Raw genomic sequence first — 15,472 nt, forward strand, 5'->3', positions numbered from 1 at the left:
ACAATTCCGCCTTGTCAAATGATCGCCAGCACGGTCATGCAAGATGGCCGGCCCGCGCGTTCAGCGCCCGGCCACACTCCCGGAAAAATCCTATGCCTGCACAGTACGTCAACACGCTGCGATATTGGTTCGATGTCGAAGCACTCATGTATCCGGATATTCCCAAGGCAGGCAAGCGGCCCGCGCTGTTCAAGCGCTACGACGAGCCGCTGCCGTGGCTGCCCGCGCCGCGCGGCACCCTGGGCGCCGATGCCGTGCACGGCCAGCACAAGTATTTCGTCTGGTTCGGCCTGGTCGAAAAGAGCGTGCTGGAAGCCGAACTGGCCGAGATGTTTCCGCTGGACCCGAATGCCGACACCTTCGGCGGCAACCACCAGCGTCCGGCCAGGGGCAACACCTTCCTTTGCGCTATCGAAATCGGCTCGGATGGCCGGCCCGACGTCGACACCCTGCAGTTGGGCGCATTCGCGGTCGCCTTTGCGGAAAAGAAAAACAAGACCACGATCGGTTACAGCAGCACCCTGTCCGGCCTGCAAAACAAACTGCACGAACTGGCCATGGGCAACCACGACATCGCCGACGCCGCCTGGTTCGACCAGGTCACCGGGTATCTCATCACCGAGCTGGACTGGCAACCGCGCAGCCTGCTGGCGCGTGCGCAACTGTGCGCGCACGAAGTCGCGCTGATCGACCGGCGCGGCAAGAAGTTCGCGCGCGAACCGGAGATGGACCCGATCAACTCCTTTTACCTCGACGACCTCGAGCGCATGCGCCAGGACGCCGAAACCGGTCCCGGCTCGCCCCAGATCCAGGCTTACCTCGACGGCCACGAGCGCAGCGCCGCGCGGCGCGACATCACGCGCCCGGGTTCGGTCAACGCCGCGCTCGCCCCGCGCCGCTTGCCAAACGGACGCTGGCCGAGCGCCTTCCCGCTGTTCCTGATGCAGCAGGTGGCCGTCAACATCGGCCTGGAAACCCTGGCCGCGGGCGGCATCTTTTCGGTCAACGGCCCGCCCGGCACCGGCAAGACCACCCTGCTGATGGACGTGATCGCCGCCCGCGTGGTCGAGCGCGCCAAAATCCTGGCCGAGTTCGCTAATCCGGAAGCGGCGTTTGCGCGCAGCCCGCACCAGATCACGTATCCGGCCAACAGCAATGGCGTGTCGCTCAAGGGCAACTGCTACCACCTCGACGAACGCCTGCTCGACAGCGGCATCGTGGTTGCCAGCGCCAACAACAAGGCGGTCGAAAACATCACGCTCGACCTGCCCAATATCAAGAAAGTCGCGCCGCAGCCGCTGCTGTTCAACGGCGAACCGTTCGACTACTTTGGCGCCAGCGCCGAATCGATCCTCAACGAAGAAAAGAAGAAAATGCCGGGCGAGGCGGACCAGGCCGACAGCGAGGCCAGCGCAGAAGACAAGGACGATGACGAGCACGGCAAGATCCGTTGCTGGGGCCTGATCTCGGTCCCGCTCGGCAAAAAAGCCAACCGCAGCCTGGTCGCCAACCGCCTCGGCTTTTTCAAGGAGCTGGGACTGGCCAAACAGCTGGCCGGCGCCGGCGCCGCGCTCAACTGGGAAACGGCGCGCGCGCACTTCAACAGCGCCGTGGCCAGGGTCGAAGCGATGCAGGCCGCCATCCTCGAATACGACAACGCGCTGCCGCAACGCAAGGCGGCCGACGCCCTGTGCGCCGCCGCCGATGCCGCCGCCGACCTGGCCGGCCAGCGCAACGCGCAAGCGAGCGCCGCGCTGGCCGCGCTCGACACGCAATCGTCCGGCAACGCGGCCGCCATCGCCGTCAACCTGCGCGAGCGCGAGCTGCACGCGGCCGAATGGCCGGCCTGGCGCCAGTTGCTGGCGCGCTTCTTGCGCAAGGCACGCTACGCCGGCTTCGTGGCGCGCCAGCAGGCCCTGTCGGACGAGTACGACCACCTGCGCAGCGAACGCGCGCGCCTGGCACTGACGCGCCTTGAAGCGAGCACCAGCGCCAGCAACTGCGCCGCCCACTGGCAGGCGGCCCAGCTCGACGCCAGCGCCCGCGCGCAGGCGCTGCACACGCTTGCCGAACGCGTGGACGCGCTCGCGGCCAGCCTGGGCGAAGCCGCGTTCGACCCGGCCGCGTTCGCCGCGCTGCCGGTCGAACAACAGCAGAAGACCCTCCCGCGCAGCAACCCCGACTACCATGCCGCGCGGGCCGACGTGTTCATCGCCGCGATGCACCTGCACAAGGCCTTCCTCAAGCACGCCGGCAAGCCGTTCGAGACCAACTTCCGCCTGGCCCTGTCCATGCTGGCGCAGGAAGGCCACATCCAGCCGCATTTGCCGGCCATGGCGCGCCATCTGTGGGCCAGCTTCTTCCTGGCGGTGCCGGTGGTGTCGAGCACGTTCGCCTCGGTGTCGCGCTGCTTCGCCGACCTGGGCGAAGGAGACATCGGCCTGCTGCTGGTGGACGAAGCCGGGCAGGCGGTGCCATCGCACGCGCTGGGCGCCATCTGGCGTTCGAAACGCGCGCTGATCGTGGGCGACCCGCTGCAGGTCGAACCGGTGCTCACGATGGACCCGAAGCTCGACGCCGGCATCCTCGCGTACCACGACGCGCCGCAAGAGCACCGGCTGACGGCGTACTCGGCGCAGCACCTGGCCGACCGCGGCAACCGCTTCGGCGCCAACGTGGTGCAGTACGACGGCAGCGACCTGTGGGTGGGCGCGCCGCTGCGCGTGCACCGGCGCTGCGCCGACCCGATGTTTTCGCTGTCGAACCAGATTGCCTACAACGCCAAGATGGTCTACGGCCCGGCGCGCGCCGAGGAAGAACAGGCCAGCGCCAGCCGGCCGCTGCTCGGACCGTCGTGCTGGCACGACATCGGCGCGGGCGAGTTCGACGAGCACTACAACGAACGCGAAGGTGCGCTCGCGGCCGACATGGTGGTGCGCTACGCCAGCGAAGGCTGGGTTGGCAAAGCGCACGGCTTGCCGGAACTGTTCCTGATCACCCCGTTCAAATCGGTGGCGCAGGGGCTGGCCGGTTTGCTCAAGGCGCGGGTGGACGAATGGGCCGGCGCGGCCAGCGACGAGGCTGTGGCCGCATGGCTGCAAGGGCACGTCGGCACGCTACACACCTTCCAGGGCAAGGAATGCGAGACGGTGCTGCTGGTCCTCGGCGGCAAGAGCGACGGCGCGCGCCAGTGGGCGGCGGGGCGGCCCAACATCATCAACGTCGCCGCCACGCGCGCCAGGCGGCGCCTGTACGTGATCGGCAACCGCCAGCAATGGTCGCGCACCCCGTTCGGCAGCAAACTCGCCGACGCCCTCCCCGCCATTTCCTAACAGTGTAGGACGGCCCCCCAACCGGGGTCAGAGCTCTGACTCGAAACATATTCCCCGGCGCACAACCGGGGTCAGAGCTCTGACTCGAAACATTTTTCTTGCACCACCGGCGTCGGCCCCCGATTCGTCACGTTTTCTGTGCCGCAAACGCGCTTGGGGGTCACGCAAGCGTTTTGTCGTTCTTACTGGAATTTTGTTTCTAATTAAAGCTCTGACCCCGGTTGTAGGGGGATGCTGAGTGGCGGGTCGGGGGATTCGCAACCCGAGGTTCGGAATCTGCGAACCCGGCGCCAGTTTATCTGAGGCGATGTCTGGGGGACACTGATGCTTCTCTCATCACTGTTTCCAAGGGTTTCAATGAAAACGCTCCTGATCATCGATATGCAAAACGCCTGGCTGGCCGACCCTGCCAGTCCCTGTACCGACACCGATGGCGTGGTCCAGCGCATCAATCACGCCGCCAGGCACATCCGTGCGCAGGGCGGCAAGGTGATCTTCGTCCAGCATGCGAATGCGGATGTCCCGATCGGCTCGGCCGCGTGGCAAGTCATCCCGGCGCTGGAACAGGCCGCCACCGACAGCACCGTGCACAAGCTGGCCGCCGATGCCTTCGCCGCGACCGATCTGGCGGCCCAGCTGGCAGCGAGCGCAAGCTCGACCTTGTATGTCAGCGGCTTCGCCAGCGAGTTCTGCGTCGATAGCGCCGTGCGCGCGGCCGCCTCGCGCGGCCTGCAGGTGGTGGCCCTGTCCGACGCGCATACCACCGCCGACCGCCCGCACATGGATGCGCCGGCCATCATCGCGCACCACAACTGGGTCTGGGCAGGGCTGCCGCCCCCCGCCGGCAGCACCCTGGCGGTGCGCACGACGGCGCAGGCGTTCCCGGACTAAACCGGCGGTCACAGATGCGGTAGCCACAGGATCATCGTCGCCGCAGCCACGCCGGCCGCCGTCGCCACGCTCAGCACCAGCATGGCGGCGGCCATCATGATGCGCGCCTTTCCCTGGCCGCTCGCCTGCACGCGCGCAAACAGTTCCAGCAGCGCCAGCGGCAGCAGGTACTGGGCAAACGACAGGAAACTCAGGAACGGCCCCTGGAAGGTCACCGGATCGAACCCGGCCGGCCCGCGGTTGGCGACGATCCATGCCATCAGGCCGATCCGGAAGAACCACACGCCGCTGACCGCAAGGTACAGGCGCAGCGCCCAGCGCCGGTGCTGCGCGATGCGGCCGGCGCGCGCATGATGGACGGCATATGCCGCGCACACGACGATCAGCACGGCGTTGCCGCTGATGCCCACGTGCTGCGCCAGGCCGCCCACCGCGCCGCGAAACCACACCATGTACAGGCCGATCAGGCTGGACGCCACCGCCAGCAGCACATACACGCGCCCGTTCCAGCGGTGAAACGCGGGCGCCAGCCGCCGCAGCGGCGCCAGCAGCTGGAGCGCGCCGCCGACGGTGATCACCACCGCCGCCAGCAGATGCAGGCCGATGGCGGCATTGCCGGCCGTGTCGCCAGCGATATACCCGCGCGGCATCACCTTGTTCCATTGCGCCAGGTCGCCTTGCGCCAGCGCGCCGCCGTAGAAGGCGGCGACATACCAGGCAAACAGCAGTTGCCCGGCCACGGCCACGGCGAACCACAGGCGCGCCGACCACGCCAGGGCGCGTGCGCCGGTGTCGCTCGGCGCGGGCGTGCCCGTATCAGCCGATGCCGTGGGCGGCCGCTGTGCGGCAGTTTGCAAGATCATGGGAGGCTCCTTTTGGTGTGATGGTCTTTGCATGCACAGTAGAAGGAAGCGGCCGCGCTGGCGAGCATGCGCGGCGAACGGCGCGACGGGCGGCGGTTTTCCGGGCTTGAACGACGGTCGCCGAACGGTTATCGTGGCGGGATGACCAATCCACCGCTCCGCGCCGCGTCCGCGCGCCATCCGGCCCTGCCGACCCCGCGCCAATGGCTGGTGGTGCTGCTCATCACGCTTCAGCTGTCGTGGGTGCTGGCGGCCTTGTCGTCCGGCCCGTTCCTGTCGGTGCTGTTGCGCATCGGGTTCATCGGCGTGCTCTTGCTGCTCACTTACACCGCGAGCGGCACCCTGCGCCGGCGCTGGCTGCGGCTGCTGGCGGTGGTGCTGATGGCGCCGCTGGCCACGCTGGCGATTTTCCTGCTGACCGAGCCGGTTCCGGCCAAGCGCGCGCTGGTGTACGGTTACATCATGCTGGCCATCCTGTCGAGCGTCATCGGCACGCTGGCGACGCTGGTGGCGCTGCGCCTCGAACGCAAGGCGCACGAGCGCGCCTTGCGCCTGCGACAAGAACGCGAGCGCGATACGCTCGAACGCGAACTGACGGCCGCGCGCCTGCGCCTGCTGCAGGCGCAGATCGAGCCGCACTTCCTGTTCAATACACTGGCCAATATCGCGGCGCTGGTGGAGACCGGGTCGGACAACGCCGGCCCGGTGCTGCGCCACCTGATCGCCTATCTCAAGGCCGCCATGCCGCGCCTGAACGACGCCGACGCGACCCTCGACACCGAACTGCAACTGGTGCGCGCCTACCTGGAGCTGATGCACATGCGCATGCCCGACCGCTTGCAGTTCAGCGTGCGGGTGGCGCCGGAACTGCACGGCCTGCCGTTTCCGGCGATGGCCCTGCTGACCCTGGTGGAAAACGCGGTGCGGCACGGTATCGATCCGAGCCTTGAGGGCGGGCGCATCGAGGTTGGCGGCCAGGCCGATGCCGCCAGCGGGCGCGTCAGCCTGTGGGTCGGCGATAGCGGACAGGGGATGTCGGAATCGGCCCAGCCGGGCACCGGGCTGGCCAATGTGCGCACGCGCCTGCAAGCGTTCTACGGTCCCGGCGCGCGCCTCGATCTGCATGAAGAAACGCCGCATGGCGTCCACGTCGAACTGACTTTTACGCCACGGAGCGCCGCATGAGCCACCCCACCGCCCTGATCGCCGACGACGAACCGCTGCTGCGCGAGCACCTGCGCGCGCAGCTGGCGCGGCTGTGGCCGCAACTGGAGATCGTGGCGGACGCGCGCAACGGCGCCGAGGCGGTCGAGCTGTTCGACCAGCATCGGCCGGCGATCGTGTTCCTGGATGTGCACATGCCGGGGCTGAACGGGATCGAGGCGGCGCGCTCGCTGGCGCGGCGCGCGCAGATCGTGTTCGTGACCGCCTACGAGCAGTACGCGGTGCAGGCGTTCGAGCAGGGCGCCATCGATTACCTGGTCAAGCCGGTCGATGCGGCGCGCCTGGCCGACACGGTGCAGCGCTTGCAGGCGCGGCTGGACAAAGCGCCCGCCGCCGGCGCCGGCGCCGCCTTCGACGCGCTGCTCGAACGCATGGCCGGCGAACTGCGCCAGCGTGGCGCGGCGCGCACCTGGCTGCAATGGATCAGGGCCTCGGTCGGCAGCCGCGTGCGCCTGATCCCGGTCGAGCAGGTGCTCTTCATGCGGGCGGAGGGCAAGTACACCTCGGTGGTGTGGATGGATGGCGCGGCGCTGATCCGCAAGAGCATCCGCGAACTGGGCGATGAACTCGATCCTGACTGCTTCGTGCAGATCCACCGTTCGGTGATCGTCAATCTGCATTACGTGAGCGACGTGGTGCGCGGGGTGAACGAGACCGCCGATGTGCACCTGCGCGGGCGCACCGAGGTGCTGCCGGTCAGCCGCAGCTATCTGCATCATTTTCGGCAGATGTAGCGCGGCTGCCGAAACGGCCAGGCGTAGCGCGCGCAAATTCACCCGGCCAGGCGGAATGCGCAGGCCATGTCGTTTTGCTCGCGATCCGGGAGCTTGAGCGCCGTTGCCACTTTGCGCCACTGGCCAACCACGCAGATACAGCGCCGGATGATCGTCTGCGCCTGGTCCTCGCTCACGCGAAAGTAAGGCGCTACCGAGACCACCAGGTCAAGGTCGAGCGCATTGTCGTGCTCGCTGATGTTCAGTTTCAGTGCCGACGATTCCGGTACCGGATTCATGTCGTACGCTGGCGACAAGCGCCAGCCACGCCCTGGTTCAAGTAGAAATCCGTGATTGCGCAAATGATCGTCCGTGTTCGATACAAGTACGTTAAACAGGATCCTGGTCCACAACTCGCGCAGGTCGACGTTGGTCCGGGCTCCATGGTCAATTAGGACCCGCGCCAGATCCAGGTAGCTGACACCGGTGTCGGCGTCATCACCGTCGTGGTGGCCGGTCAGCGTCATGGCGGAAGCGAAATGCAGACGGCGCCCGTCGACAGTGCGGTCGAAGCGCTTGACGAGAAAGGTGTGGTACGGGCTGGCGAACTGCCGTGCCAGGCTGTCCGGCACGGCAAGACCGCACTGTCTTGCGAGCGTTTGCGCCACCAGCTCCCATGCGCCGACATTGCGCTCATCCTGCAGGCTGGGGAATTTGGCGATCCACAGCCTGCCGTCGGGGTCCACCACGCTGGCCTTGGGCCGGGCGCCGCCCAGCGAGCCACCTGGAGCAATCAACATGTTTAACCAGTGCGCTCCGGCGCGAGCGGTATTGTCCCGGTCGCGCTCGAGCGCCGCGACGGCCGCTTCCAGTTCGCGCAGCTTGACGAAGGGCGGCGCGGCCAATTCCGACCTGCTGTCGAGAAAGTCGCCCAGGTCGCCGACGCGAAACCGCAGCGCCCCGATACGATATTGATCATGCACGCCGAGCAGATAATCCGATTCCAGCAGACGGCGGCGCGGGTCGGCCATGCCAGCGCGCTGCTCGCGCTCCAGGCGGCGCCGCATCAACATGCGCCCCCAGCGGTCGGGGCTGGCATCGGCGAACAAGCCAAATAGCTTGCCCTGAGCTGGATGTTGCCGGCCAGGGTAATACGCCAAGCGAGGATCCAGGGATACACCAGCGATCTGCGAATGGCTTAGTGCGCTTGGATCGAACTCGAACTCGAAAACTTCTTTTCCGGCTCCCAGGTGCGCGTGCAGGGTGCCTACATTGCTTGGGCCGGCAAGACCTTCCCAATCGGCATACACGGCGATGCTCCTGGTCACGGTCAACGCCCCTTCTTGACGGCCTGGCTATCCGGCGTGATCAGCTCCGCAAGCACTTCCGCACTGGAAAAGCCACCTTCTTCGATCCAGTTGCCGCCGGACGCCGGCGCCGGCGCGTGCGGCAAAGGCACATCTGCTTGCGGTACTGCATTCCTTATCTGTTTTCGTGGTGACGGCTCGGGAACTTTTTTCATCCGCTTGCCGGATGCATCGTGCAGTAATTGATCGACGCTTCGGCGCACCTTCGCATGCAGCCGCGCATCTTGAAGGTCTCTGCCCGCCTCATCCGCATTGGCAAGCAGGGTAAAGTCATTCTCGAGGCCAAGGATTTGCATGACCGCGAGGTAAGCACCGATGGTCACGCCCGCGCCGCCGCGCTCGACCGCGCGCAGCGTCATCGGCGCCATTCCCGCACGTTGCGCCACTTGCTTGGCGGTGAGCTTGCGGCGCTGGCGGGCCAGGCGCAAGCGTTCACCGAAGTCATGCAGCAGCGCATCGGTGGTGGGCAGTAAGGGGGAGATTGTCTTGGCCATGGCGCAGTGTATAGAGCAGCTTAACTACCCTGCTGAAAATAGTAGCACAACAGCGACATTAAGTAGCAGTGCTCTTATTTTAGATAATTTTTAACTAAATGGCTAAAATAATGGCACTTTTACCGTCATGCCGGCGGCTGGCAAAAGCGGATGCGGTTGCCGAAAGGATCGCCGACCTGCATCACCCTGCCCCACGGCAAATCGTCCACGCCCGGACGCGCATAGGCGTCATTCTTCGCGATCAGTTCCTGGTGCAGGGTGTCGATATCGCTGACGTGCACGAAAATGGTCGAGCCCGGCGTGGCGTCGCCATGGTGCCCGCTCAGGTGGATGACCAGATCGCCCCGCTTCACTTCCATATACAAGGGCATGCCCTCCTCGAAGCGGTGCTCCCATTCGCAGCTGAAGCCGAGGAAATCGAGGTAATGCTCGCGCGCTTTTTGCTCCGAGAAAATACGCAGGATGGGGATGGCCGGGGAAAACTGCATACGTCGCTCCTGATGGGTCTGATCCGGCCAGACTGCGGCATGCGGCGCGCCTTGTCAAGGCAGCAGCGCTTCGAGCTCGTCCACCGCCTTGGGCACGCCGGCGCTCATCACTTCCCTGCCCGCCGGCGTCACCGCGACGTCGTCCTCGATCCGGATCCCGATGTGCCAGTACTGCTCCGGCACGCCCGGCGCCGGCCGGATGTACAGGCCCGGTTCGACGGTGAGCGTCATGCCGGGGTGCAGGATGCGCCAGGCATCGCTGTCCGGCTCGCGGTAGCTGCCGACGTCATGCACGTCCATGCCGAGCCAGTGGCTGGTTTTACACATGAAGAACTGGCGCCAGGCGCCGCTGTGAACGACGTCGTCCAGCGCGCCGACACAATCGGCCTGCAGCAGTCCGGTATCGAGCATGCCCTGGGCGAGGATGCGCAGCGCCGCCTCGTGCGGCGCCATGACGTGGGCGCCGGGGCGGACCGCGTCGATGGCGCCCAGTTGCGCGTCCAGCACGATCTGGTAGATGCGCCTTTGCGCCGGCGAAAACCGCCCGCTGACCGGGAAGGTGCGCGTGATGTCGGCTGCGTAGCTGTCCAGTTCGCAGCCGGCATCGATCAGCAGCAGTTCGCCCTGCTGCAAGCGGGTGCGGCCGGGATTGTGGTGCAGCACGCAGGCGTTCGCGCCCGCCGCCACGATCGACGGATAGGCCGGCGCGGCCGCGCCCTGGCGGTGGAATTCGTACAGCAGTTCGGCCTCGACCTGGTATTCGGCGAGACCCGCGCGGGCCGTGCGCATGGCGCGCAGATGGGCCTCGGCCGAGACGGCGGCGGCGCGCCGCATGATGGCCAGTTCGCCGTCATCCTTGAACAGCCGCATCTCGTCGAGCAGCATGTGGACGTCGTGAATGCGCGCCGGCGCGCGCACGCCCGCGCGGCCCGCCTTGCGCACGCCGCGCAGCCATCCGTGAAGGCGCTCGTCGAACGCGGCGTTGCGGCCCATGCCGGCGAACAGGGACGGCGCGCCGGCCAGCAGGGCCGGCATGTGCTCGTCGAGCGCGGCCACGGGAAACGCCTGGTCGAAGCCGAAATGCGCGCCGGCTTGTTGCGGGCCGCGGCGCGCGCCATGCCAGATCTCGAGCGCCGGATCGTGGTCGCGGCAAAACAGGATGGCGCGCGGCTGCGCTCCCGCCACCAGCACGATCAGCGCTTCCGGTTCGGTCACGCCGGACAGGTAATGGGCATAGCTGTCGTGCCGGAACGGATACTCGACATCGTTGTTGCGCATGACTTCGGGCGCGGTAGGAATGACGGCGACGCCGCCGCCGTGCTGGTGCATCTGTGCGATCAGGCGCGCGCGCCGGGTGCGGTAGGGATGCATCATGCCCTCTTCATGGTTGGGAAGAACTGCCATTGCAGGTTGACGCCGAGCGTGGCGCAGGCGATCAGCGCAAAGCCGGCCAGTTGCAACGCGCCGATCGCGTGGCCGTAGACCAGGTAATCGACCACCAGTGCCGAGGCCGGATACAAAAAGGTGAGCACGGCGATGGCGGCCGTCGGCATGCGCGGCGTGGCGCCGTACACCATCACATAGGCGAGCGCGGTCGGGATCAGGCCCAGGCCGGCCAGCCAGCCCCACTGGGCAGCCTCGATGCCGCCCTCCGGCATGCTGAAAAACCCGGCCGTCAGCACGCTGCCGGTGAGGCAGTGGGTCAGGGCCGTGAGCTGGGGCGGCATGCTGCGGATGGCGCGCGTGGTGAGCGTGACGCCGGCATAGGCGATGGCGGCGCCGAGCGTGAAGGCGATGCCGGTCAGATACCCGGAATCGAGCGTCATGCCGCTTTTCAGTCCGCATGCCAGCACCAGGCCGGCGAATCCCACGCCAACCCAGCCGACGTTGTGGGCGCTCACCCGTTCCTTGAGCAGGAGAGAACCGAAGATCAGCACCAGGAATGGCTGCACGTGGTACACGATGGTGGTCATGGAAATGCCGATGCGGGCGATGGCTTCGAAGAACATGACCCAGTTCAGGCACATCAGGATGCCGCTGCCGAGCGCGAGTCCGAGCTTGTTGAGCGAGACGTTCTGTTTCGTGAGCAAGCCTTTGTAAGCGCAGTACGCTAGCAGGATGGCGGCTCCGAATGCGCAGCGGAAAAACACGGTCATGACCGGCGTTAACCCGGCCTCGTGAAAGAAAATACCGAGCGTGCCAATCATGATCATGGCGGCGGCGAACGAGACGGCGGGATTGGACATGCATGCTCTCCTGTGCGTGGTTTCGGGCTATCATCGGACAGCGCCACACATCAAACAAGCTGATTTATTTGATGAAATCCATTCGAAAATCGAAACCATGACCCCAGACCTGAACCTGCACCAGCTGCGTACCTTCGTGGCCGCGTCCGACAGCATGAGCTTCATTGGCGCGGCCGATACCGTGCACCGTTCGCAGGCGGCGGTGAGCATGCAGATCATGAAGCTCGAAGCCACGGTCGGCCAGGCCCTGTTTGCGCGCCACACGCGGCGCATCGAACTGACGGCGGCGGGCGAGCGCTTGCTGCCTTACGCGCGCCAGATGCTGGCGCTCGAAGCGCAGGCGCTGGCCGCGCTGCGCACGCAGGAAGTGGTCGGGCGCGTGGTGCTCGGCGCGCCGGACGACTACGTGGCATCGCTGCTGCCGCCGGTGCTGGAACGCTTCACCAAGCTGTTCGCCAATGTCGAGATCGAGCTGGTGTGCCTGCAAAGCACGCTGCTCAGGCCGCTGCTGCAAAAGGGCCAGATCGACCTGGCGCTGATGACGCGCGCCGAGGAACTGGAAGGGACCCTGATCCGGCGTGAGGAGATGGTCTGGGTCGGCTCGCAACGCCATGCGGTGTGGAAAAAATCGCCCCTGCCGGTGGCGCTGTTCGACAAGGGCTGCATGGCGCGCGAGCACACCCTGGCGGCGCTGGAAAAGAGCGGCAGGCCGTATGGCGCCAGTTACAGCAGCCCGAGCCTGCTGGGCATCGTGGCGATGGTCGATGCGGGCCTGGCGGTGGCGGCGCTGGCCGAGTGCAGCATCCCGCCGCACCTGGTGCGCCTGGGCGACGCCGAAGGCTTGCCGCCGCTCGCGCCGCTCGAGTTGGTGCTGCTGCGCGGCCGCGGCAGCAATACCCCGGCGGTGGCGTGCCTGGCGGGCGAAATCATGGCGGCTTTGCGCCCCTTGCGCACGGTGGCGTGATTTCGGGCAAGGACCGGCGCTAATGAAGAAAATAGTCGCTCGTTTTAATTAGTGGGCCTACTATTAAGGCGGCTTAACTAAGCAAGGCAGCTTAACCAAGGCCTTTACCGTGCTGATGAACATGCCTATCGCGGCGAACCGGGCTGGCAGATTCGTGTCCTCGGTTGCCTTGGGGGAACCGGTGAATGCGTTTGTTCCCGCACCGCTGCCGCCCGATCCCGCGCTTGATTTTTCCGCTTCCCTGATCGGCAAGTTGAGCGATGCCGACCGCGCCATCGGGCGTCTTGACGGCATCGCCATGATGTTGCCGGAACCGGGGCTTTTTCAGAAGCAGCCATGTGTGACAGCCAGGCAGCTGACCACCATGACAGGCCTGAGTACACCGACCGTCAACAACGTCCTCCATGCATTGGAACTGCTTGGGATTGTCAGGGAGATTAGCGGGAACTCGCGTTCGCGCGTCTACTGTTACCAGGCATTCCTGGGTCTCTTGGGGGGCGGAATGCAGAATGCGCGCAGCGCCGGCGCATAAACGCCCACGATTGAATGCCGCCAGCGTTGATGGACCCGGCCGCCCCGGTCGAAAAAAAGCCAGCCCCGAAGGCTGGCTTTTTTGCTGGCGGCAGCCGACAGGCGCCGCCGCGGGTGCGCATCAGCGGCGCAGCGACGGGAATTTCCAGAGCAGTACCAGGGTACCGATAAACGCCATGAACAGGCCGATGCCGGCCCCGGCCAGTACCGCGCTCATGATGCCTTCCTTGGGATCGCGCGTGTCGAATTCGGCCTTGAAAATGCTATCGTCCGGCTTGCCGGTGGCAAAGGCAATCTGCACCGGCGAGGCCGCCATTTTCTCGGCTTCCTCGACCGTATCGAACCAATCCGTGTCTTTCTTGAAGGTGGCGCCATCGACCGCGTAGGTGTAGTTCACCTGGAAGGTCTCGCGGCTCTTCTTGGTTCTCTTGGTGATGCCTTCCGGCGTGGCCAGCACGAAGACCGGCGACTTGGCGATGGCGTTATGGGTATCGATTTTCTTGATGTTCACCCAGGTGCAAAAGGCAAAGGCCAGTGCAAAGAGAACGAGGAAGGTAAGGAAGGGTTTCTTCATGATGACTCACGGATATTGTGTAGTTAAAAACGCAACAAGTATCCCATATCGCTCGTCAATACACCCGCTAATTATTGCAATTTTGCGATTCTTGTTTCATTATTGCAACGTAGCTTGTTTACCCACTATCGTACTTTCATCGCTCTTCTGCGCCTAAGACGCCATGAACTACGGCGCTCCGCACCGGCACCCTGGAATGTTTATCGAGTGCCGCCAGCGTGGCACCGTTGTAAATCGCTTTGTCCACGGCGAACCAGCGCATGCCGCCAATGGCAAGATTGTGAGGGCCATGACGGCTTGCAGGCGCCTCAGGCCGCGTCCGGGTCGAAGTAGCGCCGCGGCAAACCACTGCGCCCGGGAAAGAACTTGAAATAGGGCCGCGCCTGGTCGATGGTGAGCGCGACCGAGGGATGGCCCATCAGGCGTTCGACATACGCCGCCAGGCGCCCATGCTGCGGCGCCAGCGGCACGTAGGCCATGGCATAGAACAAGGCCGGCGCGGCGGCGCAGTCGGCCATGCTGAAGGCGTCGGCGGCGACCCAGGTGCGGCCTTCAAGCTGGCGTTCGATGAACGCGTAGGCCGACGCCAGGCCGGCGCGCGCCTGGGCCACGGCGCGTGCGTCGCGCTCGCCCTCCGGGCGCAGCAGGTCGGCGGTCAGCGCCTGCATTGGCGTCATCACGTACAGGTCGAACAGGCGGTCCCACAAGCGCACCTCGAGCGCGGCCTCGGGCGCATCGGGAATGAGCGTGCGGCCCGCGCCGGCATGGTGGCGCTGCAGATACTCGATGATGATGCTCGTTTCGGGCACCGCATGCTGGCCGTCCATCAGGAGCGGCATCTTGCCGGTCGGGCACAGCGCCAGGTGCGCGGCGCGCTCGCCGGAGTCGCCCAGGTTGAGCAGCTTTTTGTCCACGGCGATGCCCAACACGTCGAGCGCGATCAAGACCTTGTGGCAGCAGGAAGACAGCGGATGGTAGTGCAGGGTGAGCGCATGCATGGGATGGCCTGTGCGTTTTCCGAAGTTGGAAATGATGTGCCGGATGACGCGCAGTGTCAACATCGGCTCGGGCCGGATCGCCACCACATGTTCCAACTGCGCCCAGAACTTGTCGACAATAATCGCGTTGAGCGCATGTTCGGGACAGGGCGGCAGTGCTGACAGTTAACCGGGGACCGGCTATCCACAGTTCCCATCAACATCGTCGGCTTACTTGCCGGAGCTGCCGGCGTGACATACCCGCCATTCAAGCTGCGCTCGCCAGATAGCCGCGGCCCGTGGCCGATACGCGCAATGACTGCCAGGTCATCAGCTGGCCTGCCAGGCGGCCCAGGAAATAGCCGTTAAAGACGCCGAACAAGGCGCACACCAAGGCCGGCAACAGTGCATTGTGGCTGGCGCCAGGAGACACGGCCAGCGTCACGGCCGTAAGGTACTTGGTGAAGAAAATCGCCATCATCATTGCCAGCGGCACTGCGCTGCCATGGACGCGCATGCTGCCGGGCGTGGCGCCAGCGCTGGCCCCCGCGCTGCTGAACTTCCAAACAAGCAACATCACCGCCACCATGGCGCCCGCCCAGGCGCCCAACGGGAGCAAGGCGGCACCGAACTTTGCCGCGATGTCCTGCAGCGACAGTGCCAGCATGATGGCGGGAATGATAAACAGCTTGCGGATCGCCATCTCGCGATCGCGCATGGCAACGACGCCACGATAAACCAGCAAGGCCAAAATTGCCCAAACGTAGAGTGGGGTGTGGGTCAGGATCTGGATCAGCATGACGGGCTC

15 protein-coding genes are annotated in these 15,472 nt (G+C 65.6%); 6 read left to right on the plus strand and 9 right to left on the minus strand.

What is annotated here, in order from left to right:
* Positions 1–92 precede the first annotated feature (92 nt).
* Together F2P45_RS23235 and F2P45_RS23240 are read left to right on the plus strand one after the other, a co-directional pair.
* A complete protein-coding gene (locus tag F2P45_RS23235) occupies positions 93–3,332 on the plus strand; it encodes a DEAD/DEAH box helicase (protein WP_166880353.1) in 3,240 nt (1,079 codons plus the stop codon).
* A 357-nt stretch (positions 3,333–3,689) separates the two neighbouring features.
* Positions 3,690–4,223, plus strand: coding sequence for an isochorismatase family protein (locus tag F2P45_RS23240; RefSeq protein WP_166880355.1), 534 nt, complete (start codon positions 3,690–3,692; stop codon positions 4,221–4,223).
* Positions 4,224–4,231: 8 nt separating this feature from the next.
* On the opposite strand, the gene F2P45_RS23245 is transcribed toward F2P45_RS23240, so the two are convergent.
* Positions 4,232–5,086, minus strand: coding sequence for a DUF2306 domain-containing protein (locus tag F2P45_RS23245; protein ID WP_166880357.1), 855 nt, complete (start codon positions 5,084–5,086; stop codon positions 4,232–4,234).
* Positions 5,087–5,227: 141 nt separating this feature from the next.
* On the opposite strand from F2P45_RS23245, the gene F2P45_RS23250 reads away from it, so the two are divergent.
* Both F2P45_RS23250 and F2P45_RS23255 read left to right on the plus strand, forming a co-directional pair.
* Positions 5,228–6,271 carry a sensor histidine kinase gene (locus F2P45_RS23250; RefSeq protein WP_166880358.1) on the plus strand — a complete coding sequence of 348 codons (1,044 nt, stop codon included), beginning with the start codon at positions 5,228–5,230 and terminating at the stop codon, positions 6,269–6,271.
* Entirely contained in the window at positions 6,268–7,044 is a 777-nt protein-coding gene (locus tag F2P45_RS23255; RefSeq protein WP_166880360.1) for a LytR/AlgR family response regulator transcription factor, read from the plus strand. Before F2P45_RS23250 ends, F2P45_RS23255 begins: the two co-directional genes overlap by 4 nt.
* 38 nt (positions 7,045–7,082) lie before the next feature.
* On the opposite strand, the gene F2P45_RS23260 is transcribed toward F2P45_RS23255, so the two are convergent.
* From F2P45_RS23260 to F2P45_RS23280, 5 genes are all read right to left on the minus strand, one after another.
* Positions 7,083–8,351, minus strand: a complete 1,269-nt coding sequence (locus tag F2P45_RS23260) for a type II toxin-antitoxin system HipA family toxin (RefSeq protein WP_166880362.1) — start codon at positions 8,349–8,351, stop codon at positions 7,083–7,085.
* A gap of 2 nt (positions 8,352–8,353) precedes the next feature.
* Entirely contained in the window at positions 8,354–8,884 is a 531-nt protein-coding gene (locus F2P45_RS23265; RefSeq protein WP_166880363.1) for a helix-turn-helix domain-containing protein, read from the minus strand.
* Positions 8,885–9,009: 125 nt separating this feature from the next.
* Entirely contained in the window at positions 9,010–9,372 is a 363-nt protein-coding gene (locus F2P45_RS23270; RefSeq protein ID WP_166880365.1) for a glyoxalase superfamily protein, read from the minus strand.
* A 54-nt stretch (positions 9,373–9,426) separates the two neighbouring features.
* The gene (locus F2P45_RS23275; protein WP_166880401.1) at positions 9,427–10,743 is read right to left on the minus strand and encodes an aminopeptidase P N-terminal domain-containing protein; all 1,317 of its coding nucleotides are present in this window, start codon (positions 10,741–10,743) and stop codon (positions 9,427–9,429) included.
* Positions 10,743–11,618: a DMT family transporter gene (locus tag F2P45_RS23280; RefSeq protein ID WP_166880366.1), complete on the minus strand. Its 876-nt coding sequence runs from the start codon at positions 11,616–11,618 to the stop codon at positions 10,743–10,745. Before F2P45_RS23280 ends, F2P45_RS23275 begins: the two co-directional genes overlap by 1 nt.
* A 97-nt stretch (positions 11,619–11,715) precedes the next feature.
* Here F2P45_RS23280 and F2P45_RS23285 point away from each other — a divergent pair, with 97 nt between their 5' ends.
* Positions 11,716–12,582, plus strand: coding sequence for a LysR substrate-binding domain-containing protein (locus F2P45_RS23285; RefSeq protein ID WP_166880368.1), 867 nt, complete (start codon positions 11,716–11,718; stop codon positions 12,580–12,582).
* A gap of 109 nt (positions 12,583–12,691) precedes the next feature.
* Positions 12,692–13,114 (plus strand): hypothetical protein, encoded by a 423-nt coding sequence (locus tag F2P45_RS23290; protein ID WP_223164814.1) that lies wholly within the window; start codon positions 12,692–12,694, stop codon positions 13,112–13,114.
* Positions 13,115–13,234: 120 nt separating this feature from the next.
* Here the strand turns inward: F2P45_RS23290 and F2P45_RS23295 are convergent, their stop codons facing one another.
* The 3 genes from F2P45_RS23295 to F2P45_RS23305 form a co-directional block, all read right to left on the minus strand.
* Entirely contained in the window at positions 13,235–13,687 is a 453-nt protein-coding gene (locus tag F2P45_RS23295) for a hypothetical protein (RefSeq protein WP_166880372.1), read from the minus strand.
* A 308-nt stretch (positions 13,688–13,995) separates the two neighbouring features.
* A complete protein-coding gene (locus tag F2P45_RS23300; RefSeq protein ID WP_166880374.1) occupies positions 13,996–14,685 on the minus strand; it encodes a glutathione S-transferase family protein in 690 nt (229 codons plus the stop codon).
* A 247-nt stretch (positions 14,686–14,932) separates the two neighbouring features.
* Entirely contained in the window at positions 14,933–15,463 is a 531-nt protein-coding gene (locus F2P45_RS23305; RefSeq protein WP_166880376.1) for a DUF6622 family protein, read from the minus strand.
* Between the last annotated feature and the right edge of the window lie 9 nt (positions 15,464–15,472).

The sequence above is a fragment of the Massilia mucilaginosa genome, from assembly GCF_011682145.1.
GTDB lineage: Bacteria > Pseudomonadota > Gammaproteobacteria > Burkholderiales > Burkholderiaceae_D > Telluria_A > Telluria_A mucilaginosa.